At 55.1% G+C, this 12931-nt stretch carries 10 protein-coding genes and 2 pseudogenes; 2 read left to right on the top strand and 10 right to left on the bottom strand.

The genetic code is table 11. The features are described from left to right. Positions 1 to 40: 40 nt before the first annotated feature. A pseudogene (locus AC0L7S_RS15080) lies at positions 41 to 939 on the bottom strand (LysR substrate-binding domain-containing protein). Between the two features lie 190 nt (positions 940 to 1129). Here AC0L7S_RS15080 and AC0L7S_RS15075 point away from each other — a divergent pair. After that, positions 1130 to 1315, top strand: coding sequence for a hypothetical protein (locus AC0L7S_RS15075; protein ID WP_473471771.1), 186 nt, complete (start codon positions 1130 to 1132; stop codon positions 1313 to 1315). Between the two features lie 137 nt (positions 1316 to 1452). Here AC0L7S_RS15075 and AC0L7S_RS15070 read toward each other — a convergent pair whose 3' ends face one another. Further along, the gene (locus tag AC0L7S_RS15070) at positions 1453 to 1821 is read right to left on the bottom strand and encodes a hypothetical protein (protein ID WP_473474386.1); all 369 of its coding nucleotides are present in this window, start codon (positions 1819 to 1821) and stop codon (positions 1453 to 1455) included. Between the two features lie 503 nt (positions 1822 to 2324). Between AC0L7S_RS15070 and AC0L7S_RS15065 the strand changes: the two are divergent. After that, positions 2325 to 3262, top strand: a pseudogene (locus AC0L7S_RS15065) (GlxA family transcriptional regulator). A 70-nt stretch (positions 3263 to 3332) separates the two neighbouring features. On the opposite strand, the gene AC0L7S_RS15060 reads toward AC0L7S_RS15065, so the two are convergent. The 8 genes from AC0L7S_RS15060 to AC0L7S_RS15025 all read right to left on the bottom strand — a co-directional run bounded on the left by AC0L7S_RS15060 (position 3333) and on the right by AC0L7S_RS15025 (position 12878). After that, a complete protein-coding gene (locus AC0L7S_RS15060) occupies positions 3333 to 4130 on the bottom strand; it encodes a DUF1194 domain-containing protein (RefSeq protein ID WP_473474320.1) in 798 nt (265 codons plus the stop codon). Between the two features lie 180 nt (positions 4131 to 4310). Further along, positions 4311 to 4892, bottom strand: coding sequence for an inner membrane-spanning protein YciB (locus AC0L7S_RS15055; RefSeq protein ID WP_473471770.1), 582 nt, complete (start codon positions 4890 to 4892; stop codon positions 4311 to 4313). A 314-nt stretch (positions 4893 to 5206) separates the two neighbouring features. Continuing rightward, the gene (locus AC0L7S_RS15050; protein WP_473471769.1) at positions 5207 to 7726 is read right to left on the bottom strand and encodes a GcvT family protein; all 2520 of its coding nucleotides are present in this window, start codon (positions 7724 to 7726) and stop codon (positions 5207 to 5209) included. Between the two features lie 150 nt (positions 7727 to 7876). Beyond that, positions 7877 to 8632: an FkbM family methyltransferase gene (locus AC0L7S_RS15045; RefSeq protein ID WP_473471768.1), complete on the bottom strand. Its 756-nt coding sequence runs from the start codon at positions 8630 to 8632 to the stop codon at positions 7877 to 7879. Next, a complete protein-coding gene (locus tag AC0L7S_RS15040) occupies positions 8629 to 9771 on the bottom strand; it encodes a hypothetical protein (RefSeq protein ID WP_473471767.1) in 1143 nt (380 codons plus the stop codon). The genes AC0L7S_RS15045 and AC0L7S_RS15040 overlap by 4 nt, the downstream gene beginning before the upstream one ends. Positions 9772 to 9872: 101 nt before the next feature. Next, on the bottom strand, positions 9873 to 11303 hold the full coding sequence (locus AC0L7S_RS15035; RefSeq protein ID WP_473474319.1) for an aspartate aminotransferase family protein: 1431 nt from the start codon (positions 11301 to 11303) through the stop codon (positions 9873 to 9875). Between the two features lie 121 nt (positions 11304 to 11424). Then, entirely contained in the window at positions 11425 to 12432 is a 1008-nt protein-coding gene (locus tag AC0L7S_RS15030) for an NAD-dependent epimerase/dehydratase family protein (protein ID WP_473471766.1), read from the bottom strand. After that, entirely contained in the window at positions 12429 to 12878 is a 450-nt protein-coding gene (locus AC0L7S_RS15025; protein ID WP_473471765.1) for a DMT family transporter, read from the bottom strand. The genes AC0L7S_RS15030 and AC0L7S_RS15025 overlap by 4 nt, the downstream gene beginning before the upstream one ends. Positions 12879 to 12931: the final 53 nt, after the last annotated feature.

Genomic DNA, 12931 nt, shown 5'->3' with positions numbered 1-12931 from the left:
AAGGCGCGCCATGTCCTCGGCCCGGATTCCGCGTGGGCCGCTAAAACTTTCCGGTTTCCTTGAACACCTCGAAAGTTGTGCGGATATGGTCTGCAACAGCCTTGACCGGTGCACTGGCATCCGGTGGCACGACCATTGCCAGCACGTAATTTCCGATCGCTGGCATCCCGTCTTTCGGCCCAAGCTCAATCATATCGCAGTTCAGGAATGACTTCGGCAACGGCGCGACAGCCAGATCGGCTTGAATGGCGGCGCGCTGCCCGGCCGTATGGGAACTCATATAGGCAACGCGGTAATTGCGCCCTTCGCGCCCCAGCGCCTCAAGCGCACCGGCGCGCCATACACAGCCCTCCTCCCACATGGATACCGGCAACGGCTCGCGCAAATGCGCACAGCCCCCTTGGCGCCAGCCCACACGATTGGCTCGGTCAGAAGCGTTTCCGAGCCAATGGCACTGTTCTTGTATGAATTCGTCAACAGCGTGATATCGAGCGCACGATCATCCATACGGCGGCGCAGATTGACGCTCTGGTCAATCGTAACATCGACGGCAATGGACGGATGCGATTGGGCAAAACGCTTCAGCACATGTGGCAAAACACGCTCTCCATAATCATCCGGTGATCCGAGCCGAACCACACCGACAATGTCGGGGATGATAAACTTCGAAACTGCTTCACGGTTGATGGTGAGCATACGGCGCGCATAGCCGAGAAGCATCTCGCCATCCATGGTCAGAGCCACCGAGCGCGCATCGCGAATGAAAACCGAACGGCCAAGAATGTCTTCAAGCTTCTTGATCTGCATGGAAACCGCAGACGGCGTGCGGAACACCGCCGTCGATGCCGTCGTGAAACTGCCAGTTTCCGCAATCGCTACAAATGTCCGTAAAACGTCGAGATCAAGCAACGGCAGGGGATGGTTCAAGGGAGCGTTCATTCGGATCACCCTTCAATTTTTCTGACACAAAACATGATTTCATTTCGTTTGATTGAACATGAACATCCGTAGATAGTCAACTCCATCGAAGGAGTTTCAACGCGCAGCACAGCGCATTCGTGACGAATTCGCAAACCACGCAACTTGTACTGAACTCCCGGGAAACCGGCCAAAATGGAAGGAGAATGAAATGTCCATCTTGACCTCCATCGGCCGCATTGCGGCAGATTTCAACAGCGCGCGCGCCCGTCATCGCACCGAGCGCGCCATACGTGCCCTGCCACTCGAGTTGCAAAAAGACATTGGCTGGCCTGAAGCGACAGGTACCAGAATCAAATCCAATTATGGCGCAGGATCTTGGGCAGGAACAAACTAGACATGGCAACGTCAGCGACGTTCCCGCTGCTCTTCAAAACGAGCAGCGGGTGACGCTTGGCAAACAACTGCCTCCGCGACCCATGCAAACGTCGCATGACGCATATGTATAAATCACATAGCGACGCGATGTCGTAATCAACCAATTGTAATTGCTAACCTTTCCAAGATTCCGAGTGTTTTGTTGTTTTCGACCGTGTCGCATTTCATATCATGCACTTCGTTTTTGTGATCTGATTTTAAAAATCTTGAGCGTATAGGGACAATTACAAAACGAGCGGCCCCACTCCACAACGCGAAGGCGATCGTCCTTGTGATTAAATGGAGATTGACATGAAATTTCTTACCCGACTTTTCCCTCGCCGTGAAACGAATCTGACAACCGCACTTGAGCGCCAGCGCCTGTCCGCGACCATGCCCGGCCAGACTGGTGCCGTGGTAGCTGCTCGGTTGGGCTTCATCGCCTGAACCGTCACAATTCGACGCCGCATCCGCAGCGATAATCATATGATATATCCAAGCCGCTTTGGGAAACCCAAGGCGGCTTTTGCTCGGTGCAACTCCTGACAAAGTGAAACCGCATCTCCGATCAGGGCTACTCGCGCGTCAAACGACAAAGTGTGTCGCGGTTGGCACGAACGCAGTCGCGTTCTATCGCCCGCCTGCTCCATACCGCTAATGTTCTTAAAAAATCCGACGCTAAATCAATCAGTTCGAAGCAAACTGTAGAGCCAGTTTCCGCGCCATCGAACATATGAATGGGAACCCCGTGATCCTCACAAGGGGCGGATCTTGGGCACAATATTGACGTTAGGGAAGATCAGCGGATCTTGTTGGAAAAAATTACCCTATTTCCGACAGCGCAGCCCATTGACAACAAAGGTTTTTCCTGATGACGCTATACTGATAGCGACGTTGAATATTCGTCGCAAATTCGGGAGGCGAATTTGGAAACTACCGGGCATCCGGTCAAGAGATCGTTTGTTTTCTTTCTTGTCCCGGATTTCACGATGATCGCATTCGCGACGGCGGTAGACCCCTTGAGGTCGGCCAATCGAATGCTCGGCTATGACGCCTATAAATGGCGTCTGACCAGCATAGATGGAAAACCGGTGCGCGCCTCCAACGGTGTCGAATGCACTGTAAACACCTCGCTTGAGGAAGAGCGCAAGAAGATGTCCGGCTCGGACCGGCCGTCAATGGCGATTGTCTGCAGCGGCATAAATATCGAAAAATACCATAACAAGTCGACATTTGCCTGGTTGCGCGAAGAGTACAATCGCGGCGTCGCGCTTGGCGGACTGTGCACCGGCGCACAGGTTCTGGCGGCTGCCGGTCTGTTGTCCAACAAGCGCTGCGCAATCCATTGGGAAAACCTGCCCGGATTTTCCGAATCATTCCCAAAGGTCAACGTCTTTGCCGACCTCTACGAGATCGACCAGAATATCTATACATGCGCGGGCGGCACGGCGGCGCTGGATATGATGCTCAAGCTGATCGGCGACGATTTCGACGAAAACCTTGTCAATCGCGTCTGCGAACAAGTTTTGACAGATCGCGTACGCAGCCCGACCGATCGCCAGCGCCTGCCATTGCGTGCGCGTCTTGGCGTACAAAATTCCAAGGTTCTGACCATCATCGAGTTGATGGAAGTCAACTTGTCAGAACCGTTGTCACTGATCGAGATCGCCGACCAGGTCGATCTTTCCCGCCGTCAGATCGAGCGTCTATTCCGCACCGAAATGGGCCGCTCCCTGCCCGGTACTATCTCGAAATCCGGCTTGATCGTGCCCGTCACCTGCTGATCCAGTCTTCAATGCCTGTCGTGGAAGTGGCAGTCGCCTGTGGCTTCGTTTCCGCCTCGCATTTTTCAAAATGCTACCGCGAACTCTATGCCAGATCACCGCAACAGGAACGCATCGACAGAAAACAGTGGTTGGCCGCGTAAGCAGAGCTGCGGGGAAACTGAAGACTGGTGTCCGGAGCACAACCAGGCGACCACAAACAGGCGACATCGCTCATCTGTTCATCCAGAAGCGATCACGCCACTTCTTTTCTCCTGCGAGGCAGTCGTTCTCCGGTTCAGCTTGCACAAGCAATATCTTCGGGCTGGTTGACTTCTCAGCCGCCCATAATGGCGATCCCACGCCCGCAAGCTCCAACACCAGCTTGCGGCGAACCGCATCGGGAAATTGTGCCCAATCATTGACCGGTATCATGAACGCACCCGGACCACCGACGACGCAATCGCTGTAATATTGATCGAGATCGGCAACATCATATGCCGTAATGATACCGCCATTCGTCATCAGCGGAAGACCGTTGATGGTGATGCCTTGCTTGACCAAACCGTCACGAACAAAATCGACCCGCGCGCCCTGATTGTTAGGCCCGTCTCCGGAAATGTCGATCACCCGCCTGATGCCTTCAAACGGACTCTCGTCAAACAGAGTTCCACCAAACTCAAGCGCTGATGAAATCGAAGTCCGCCGCGCGCTGTTGGGTGGGCGCGCCGACATAAGCGCAACCACATCCTCGGCGTCAGCCCTGTTTGAAATCACCGACCACGGCACGATGACTTGCTGTGCGCTGATACCTGCCCATTCGAAATAGACCACGGCAATTTTGCCATAAGCACCATCGGCGATGGCCTGAAGCACGCTCTCATGCGTGAGTGCTGCCGCGTAGCCTCTGCGCTGGATTTCCAGTTCAACGGGCGACATTGACAATGACACGTCAACCGCCAGGACCAGTTCGACATCGACCGCTTCAGCCGCAAGAGAAGGCTGCCTCGCGCCGAACAGTGCCACGAGCATTGCTGCCAGAAATACGATATGCCTTACGCCAAGCGATCCAGACATGATGCACAATACGCGAAAAATGCCGCCAGCAAAAGAAAAGCCCGCAGCAATTCCCCTTCCCTTATTGAAAGGTGGAATGCTGTCCGGCGCAAAATGACACGATCAGCTATTTGGCTGCCTATCGTGACAGTGCAATCATGCCGCGGTGGTCCCGGCCTCGCCGCTTTGCGTCATGAGACGGCGGCGTATAATGATAAACATCGTGAGATACTGGACAATGAATAGCCCAACCTTACTGCAAATCGCCCAGAGCGACATGAACGAGGCCCAGGCCAATGCGCCCAAGCTTAATGCCATGCCGATGTTGAGTACGGCAGTAACAAACATTAGCGCAGCCCAGATGTACCCGAAAACCATCGCGACATCGGGCACCGTTTCGCGCACCACGGGCGACAGATAGCGCATCATCCAACCGCGCCGCAGCATGACAATGCCGATCAGGACGTAGATTATGGTTGGCTTCAGCATGACCACGCGTGCATCACCGGTCAGCAGCGTCAACGCACCCGAGACGAGAACTAATATCAGGCCAACCCATTGCAGGGTTTCAACCGGGCGGCGGCGGACGATCTCCCATCCGATCTGGACAATGCCAAGCCCCATGCCTGCACCGACTGCGACCGATAAACTGCCGCCAAGACGCAGTACAACGAGAAATAAGACCGTAGCAGCGAGGTCGAAAAAGACGAGAGCAGCAGTGGAAAGAAAGTTTCTCATTTCAGTTCCCGGCAGTGCTTGCAGATGGTCTGCGGTCTATGATCTAGCTGTACGTCCTTGGCCAAGAAGGGTATTCTGCGGCAGTTGAGTGTGCACAATACCCTACGAAGATATTGGCCCTACGAAGATATTGTCAGCAAGAATTGCGCCTGCAAACGCCCGCGCGGCAAGCGGCTTCAGCATAGTTACCGCTTGGCTTTCACATTTCGGTCAATGGCTGGGCCGCGAAGCCGGGCCAAACCACTCACATTCTCACTATGCTCAATCAAAGTGATAGAGCGTCCTTTGTGCGTCCAATTAGGCGCACCGGCGACCTATGCATCCATACGCAGCGCATCGTTATCCGGATCGAACGGGCTTTCACCAATGACAGTTGCCTTGTGCAATTTGCCAAGGATCTTGATCTCCAGTTCCGTGCCAGCCTCTGCATGTTCAGGCTTGACCATCGCCAGCGCGAGGGATTTTCCGACACGGAAGCCATAACCGCCATGCGTTGCGCGACCAACCAGCGATCCATTCCGGTAAATCGCTTCGGACCCACGCGCGTCACAATCGGTTACGCCATGCACCTCCATCGTGACGAAGCTCCATTTCGGACCATTTTCGCGCAACGTCACAAGCGCATCGCGGCCGATGAAGTCGCCCTTGTTGGGATGAACAAAGCGGTCAAGACCGCTTTCCCAGGCCGAATATTCGATAGAGAGTTCACGCGAGATAAGACGATAGCTCTTTTCAATCGCCATGGCGGTCATGGCCCGGATGCCGAACAGCTTGATGTCAAACTCCGCACCCGCTTCCATCAAGGCATCGAACAAGGCATTTTGCTGTTCAATCGGGTGATGGAATTCCCAGCCGAGTTCACCGACGAAGTTGACGCGCAATGCATGTGTCGTCGTCGTGCCGACCGAGATTTCCTTGCCTGACAGCCACGGGAAATCCGCATTGGTCAAGCTTGCGCGCGTCAGCTTCTGCAATACTTTGCGACTGTTCGGGCCAGCCAGCACGAGAACACCATACATCTGGGTGACGGCCTGCAAAACCACCGAACCATCTGTCGGTGCCAGTTTGCGCAACACATCATGGTCATGCGCTTCCAATGCGCCGGCCGAAACAAGATAGAACCGCCCCGGCTTCCATTCGTAGACGGTGAATTCGCTCTTGACGCCGCCATTCTTCGTCAGGAGATGCGAAAGCGCGATGCGGCCCCGCTTCTTGGGGATACGATTGGCCAAAATGGAATCCAGCCACGCACGTGCACCCGGTCCGGAAACCTCCATCTTCGCGAACGGGGTCATATCCTGCAAGCCGACGCTGTTGGTGACGGCTTTCACCTCATTACCGACATACTCAAAATAATTGGAACGTCGGAATGACCATTTTTCGACAATTCGGCCATCTGCAAGCGGCTTTGCGTGATTTTTCTTGGTGATGACGTCAACACCGACGCCAATCTCCTCCTTGGGCACTTCATACCCGGCAGGGGCAAACCAGTTCGGCCGTTCCCATCCGTAAACGGACCCAAATACCGCCCCAAGTTCCTGCATACGGCCATAAACCGGCGCAACCTTCAACGGGCGGGCTGCCGAGCGTTCCTCGTCGGGATAATGCATGGTGAAGACGTCGGCATAAGATTCCTCGTTCTTCGCCTTCAAATAGCCTTCCGTCGCATAAGGCCCGAAACGCCGGGGATCAACGCCCATCATGTCGATGGTCGGTTCGCCATCGACGATCCATTCAGCCAATTGCCAACCGGCACCGCCGGCCGCCGTAATACCGAAGGAATGACCTTCATTGAGCCAGAAATTCTTGAGGCCAGGTGCGGGACCGACAATCGGGTTGCCATCCGGCGCGTATGGAATGGCACCATTGTAGACTTTCTTGATACCGACCTCGGCAAACGCCGGCACCCGCGCAATAGCCGTTTCAATATGCGGCTCCAGCCGTTCCAGATCCTCCTGGAACAGTTCATATTCCGAACCATCCGAGGGACCGTCAACATAGCAAACAGGTGCGCCTTTTTCATAAGGCCCGAGCAGCAAACCGCCATTTTCCTCGCGCATGTACCATGAAGAATCGCTTTCGCGCAGCACGCCCATTTCAGGCAATCCCTGCTTCCTGCGTTCGACAATCGCCGGATGCGGCTCCGTGACGATATATTGATGTTCAACCGGTATCACGGGCACATCAATGCCGACCATCGCACCGGTCTTACGGGCAAAGTTGCCCGTGCATGACACAACATGCTCGGTCACGATATCGCCCTTGTCGGTCTTGACCAGCCACTTGCCGTCATCGGTCTGTTCAATCGCGGTTACGACCGTGTTGCGGTGGATGGTTGCGCCAAGATCGCGCGCGCCCTTGGCGAGAGCCTGCGTAAGATCGGCCGGCTGGATGTATCCGTCATCGGGGTGCTGCATGGCGCCCAGAATGCCGTCCGTTTCGCACAGCGGCCAAATTTCCTTGAGCTGTTCCGGCGTCAGCATCTTTACCGGCACGCCAATTGTCTCGGCAATTCCGGCATAATACTCATATTCGTCCAGACGATCCTTGGTGCGGGCCAGCCTGATGTTGGAAACTTTGCTGAAACCGACATTCATGCCGGTTTCCTTTTGCAGTTCCTGATAGAACTGCACCGAGTATTTGTGGATTTGCCCGACCGAATAGCTGACGTTGAACAGCGGCAAAAGACCTGCGGCATGCCAGGTTGAGCCGGAGGTCAGTTCCTTGCGCTCAAGCAGCATCACATCCGACCAACCCTTTTTGGCCAGATGATAAAGCGTTGATACGCCGACGACGCCACCCCCGATGACGACTGCGCGTGCCTCAGATTTCATGATATCGCTCTCCGTTCCGGCGGGCATCAAACCCGTTCGATCGGCCGACAATATGCAGACGGTGAGGCTAACGCTACCGCCTGTTTGCGACACTCGAAGAATGCAGCGCGACCCGGATCAAAAACGTGCAAGTTTCAATCAGATTTATTCTCAGGCAAACGCCCAGACATCTTCGGCATAAAGGCCGACATGATAGCCTGCCGTTTTCAACTTCACGATGACCTGGCCGATTTCCTCAGCCGGCAACGCGCCAATTTCGATCTTGATAAGACCGGGTCGATAGCGGTCCAGATCGAGTTGATCGAACACCGCCCAGTCCGCACCCTCGCAATCAACAAGAAAAGCGTCGATCCAGGAAATTGCGTTGCGTTCCAACAATGTTGGCAGCGTCTCAGAGGCGACTTCGATATCCTTCAGATAAGGCGCGAACTTGGTGAAGTTCTCGTCTTCGGCACCCCATGCATTCTTGCCGGACATCAAATTGGTATCGGTCACGGACGAGCAGCCTATAAATTCGATGGGCAATGTTCCCGCTTCCAGCGCCTTGGCATCGAATGTATGGACCGTAATCGTTCCCTTCGACTTTGTTACCGCCACCGGTTCAATGACAAATCGTTCGCTGTCAGGATAATTGGCGCGCAACCGCTGCTGATTATAGGGAATCGGTTCGACGAGCATGGCACGGGCCCGCGGGATATGATGCAGCCACGGCGTCACGTCATCAAACAGCGCGCCATCACAGGCGCCGACATTCACCATCTGGAATGGCCGTCCGCCACCAAAGCGCGCCTTGAGCGCCGCCTTGGCCAGAAACTTTGTTCCTCGCAGCGACGGCCCGCGATCAAGCAGCCCACTGGGAAGGCCCAGAGACAGAGCTATGCGCGCTACATTGGAAAGCGAACTCATGGATTTCCTCCAGTAGCCTCAACAGCCGTTGGCGCTCGCTTGCCATTGCTCCCACCCGATGCCCAAAGCATCATGAAGGGGTCAGCCAGCAACAGGAACGGCGGTACTAAGTTGGGAAAATAGATGCGCGTATCGTGGATGGGAAACACCACGAACTTCGCCAACACCCCAAGCACCAACGCCGCAAACAAGACACCGGCGCGTCGATCAAGGCGAATTCCGGCACGGCCCGCTCCAAACCATCCGGCAAGTGCGAGCACCGAAACGCCAACCCATGTGTTCCAGCCAATCGCCCGAACCAGAGAGGCTGCAAACGCCTTGAGATAGGCGGTCACCGAAAACGGAGGAGAAAAGCCATCCATATTGTAGTGCTGTTCTATGCTGGAAAACCACAGATGCGGCCACCAGCCGGGATGTCCGGCCCATTTCGAGATCGCAAAATAGGCGATGAACGACGCAGCGAAACCAAGCAGGACGCCCCACGTCTTTTGCCGGAAGACGAGCACCAGAACAGCAAAAATCGCCAGAAAAACGATATTGTCCGGCCGCACCATGAAGGCGAGGAATAAAAGCAGCGCAGTCGCCACTTCGCGTCCACGGATATAGGCAAGAAGTCCGCCCATGAATACGGCCGCGCACAAGACATCAGGCGTTGAAGCGCGGGCCGCATCGCCAAAATCGGCCATGATGAGCACAGCGCCGATAATCGGAGCCAGAGCCAGCGCGCCATCAGCCCGCAGCCACATCAGCGTGATAGCGCCAAACGCCAAAACCGAAACGGCAGAGACAAGCCGCATCGCGTCGACCGGCGGCACGACTGCGCTCAAGGTCGACAGGATTTCGGCATACAGAAATTTGACCCGGTACATGCCGAGCAGCGAACTGAAATCGCTGGCGTTTTGCGCCATATGGCTGCGGAAGCCGCCGCCATCATCGGTCAACGCCCGATATTCGCCCTCCGATACACCCGCCTTGACCGCACCATAGGCATAGTCGTGCAAAGCTTGCGCATCGGGATAGTTGGCCTGCTCGGCAATGGCGAGGTAGGGAAGCATGTCCCAATTCGCGTCAGGCATGAACCACGCGCTCGCCGCAGTCAGCAGGATATAGAGCGCAAAAGCCAGCGCACCAATCGGCACGGCAAAACGTGCATATGTCCCCTCGCCCCACGCCAGACAAGCTCTGGTGAGCCGTGCTGTCAGGGGTCAGGAATTGGAGTGCGCTTCAGCATCACATAACCTCAGCGAACCTGACTTTTGACGAAGTCCTTCACGATCGCAATGATGCCGCGCCCCAACAATTTATCGAGCGCGTCGATAAAGCAATCGACATCACCACGCTGGCAAATCAGCGGCGGCTCCAGCCGGATCACGTTGCGATTATATTCGGTGAAGGCAACGAGAACGTCATGATCGCGCAACAGCAGCGCGCCGACAAAGCCTGAAAGCGAGCCTTTCAATTTCTCGTCAAGAACACTGACGATGGGGCGCAGAACCATCGGCAGGGTTTGTGAAAAATCATGAAACTCCAGCCCGACCATAAGGCCCTGACCGCGCACATCCTTGATGATTTTCGGGTATTTGTCTTTCAAAGCCTGCAATCGCTGAAGGAGATACGCGCCCGTATCGGCGGCGTTGTCGATCAGGCCCTCATCGTAAAGCACGTTGAGACCCTCGATGGCCGTGACACACGCTTCGCCCATGCCGCCAAATGTCGCCTGCGCATGGATCATGGCCGTTTTCGGCGTGCCATAAGCTTTCATGTAGACGTCGCGTCGCGCAATCATAGCGCCAACTGCGGCCTTGCCAGCGCCAAGCGATTTCGCCAGCGCAGTAATGTCGGGCACCACATCGTAATGTTCAAAAGCGTAAAAACGTCCCGAACGGCCATAGCCGCACTGCACTTCGTCGGCCACCCAAAGAACTCCATACTGGTCGCAAAGTGCGCGCAATTTCTGCCAGTATTCAGCCTCAGCCTGAACGATACCACCACCACCTTGAATGGTTTCCAAAACGATGGTTCCGATCTCGGGATCGGAACGGAAGGCGCGCTCAACCGCCTCGATGTCGGCAAAAAGTACCTTCACCACATTATCGGTAAGTTTGAAGTCGCCGCGATAAAGCGACCCGTCGGTAATTGCCAAAACGCCTTTGGTCTTGCCGTGGAAAGAGTTCTCCGCATAGACGATTTTGGGCCGCTTCGGGCCTGCCGCACGCTCGGCAAGCTTGACCGCAGCTTCCATGGCTTCCGATCCTGACGAACCGAGGAAGACCATATCGAGTTCACCCGGCGAGCATTTCGCAAGATTATGCGCAAGTGCAGATGCATATTGCGACATGAACGCAATGGCGATTTCCTGGCGTTTCTCTTCCTGGAACGCCGTGCGGGCAGCAAGAATGCGCGGATGATTATGCCCAAAGGCCAGAGAGCCAAACCCGCCGAAGAAATCGAGAATTTTACGGCCATTCTGGTCGATATAATACATGCCTTCAGCACGCTCGATCTTGATTTTGTGAAAACCGAGCAGCTTCATGAAATGCAATTGACCGGGATTGATGTGCGCCTTGAACAGGTCGGTCATGCGCGCAACCTCAAGCGCCTTAGCTTGCTCGACGGTAATCAGGTCGGGCTTGGCGATACCGGTGGGCGAAAGCGTCGGGGCGTTCACCATTGTGCGAACGGAAGGCTGTTCTGGCTTGGTCATGACGGTCATTCAATAACTCCTGTAAACACGTGATCCTGAAAAAGCCGCCTCGAATTCAGGCAAGGACCCCGCGTGGAAAATCTAAAATCTATTCCGCCGGGACATGGGCGCCAGACACCGCATGACCGTCCTTGCCGGAGCGGTATTCGCTGTAGGCCGCGATCAACATGTCCTCGTCGCGATATTGTGGCACCCAGCCAAGCTGGCGTTTCGCCTTGGAAACATCGAGCACGCACTCTTCGTCAGCGATGAGATACTGCTCCGGGTCCATAAGCGGCATGTTGATCAGGTCAAGCAGATCGAGCGTGCGCTTGACTGCCCAACCGGGCGTCGGAATGAGCCATGATCTGGAGCCCGCATGCTTGATAAGATCGCCAAGCAACTCGCGAACAGGCGGTGGATTGAGTGAGCCAAGATTATAGGCTTCATTTGGAACATCAGCCTTCCATGCTGCGCGCGCGGCTTCGGCACAGTCGAACACCGAAATGAACTGATAAGGGTTCTTGCCAGAACCGATCATCGGCACCGGAAGATTGCGATCGATCAGCTTGAACAGCTTTTCCAGTATTCCCAAACGACCGGGGCCTATGATGAGACGCGGGCGAAACAACGAGATCTGCATGCCGCGCTTGCGCCACTCTGCGGCCACTTCCTCGGTCATCTGCTTCGACAGGCCATATTCGCCAAGCGGCGCAACCGGATGATCTTCGCTCATCGGCGTCGTGGTCGTGTGGCCGTAAATCATGTCCGTTGTGAAATGGACAAGCTTGGACGCGCCAACGCTATCCATCGCTTCGATGATGTGGATGGTGCCATAGTAATTCACGGGGAAGAAAAAATCGTGACGCTTTGAGCGCACCTGAATTGGCGAGAGCATCTTGGCCGACAAATTGTAGACCATATCGTCAGCCTTGAGACCAACGGCCTGGATTGAAGCCGGATCGGTGACATCGCATTCCACGAACTTCGCCTGGTGATAATGCGCAAGGTCGCTTCTGACGATATCCGCAACAATTACCTCCTCGCCATCGGCCAGAAGTTTTGGGGCCAAATGGCGGCCAACGAAACCGTCGCCGCCAAAAATCACATGTCTCATCGTGCTATCTCACTGGTGGTAATCGTATCGGGCGTAAGTGTCGTTGCAGCGCTCTCATGGTCGCGCCCACCCGCTCCCTTGCCGCTCTGGGCGATCAGAACGGTGCCAACGCAGATGAAGGCTATACCGGCAATGCGCCAGCCATTGAGATCCTCGCGAAAAACGAAATAGGCAACGATCGCAACCGCCACATAGGCAAGGCTGAGAAAAGGATAGGCAAACGACAGTTCAACCTTCGACAAAACATAAAGATGCGAGGCCATCGAAATGACGAAGGTGCACAGGCCCAAAAACACCCACGGACTGAAAACGATCTGCAACAGACGCCATACAGGATTGACGCCTTCAAACGAGACAGGGCCAAGCGTCATCATGCCCTGCTTCAGCATCAACTGAGCGGCGGCATTCGTCATGACCGTAAACAATATGAAGGCGATGTATTTCATCTCAATCCTGCGTTAGTCGAAATCTATACTTAAACCTGAAAACATTTCGTGAA

Source organism: Mesorhizobium sp. G2-6-1 (assembly GCF_055809095.1).
Note: the sequence above shows the minus strand (reverse complement) of the source record. Positions and strands in the feature narration are given on the sequence as shown.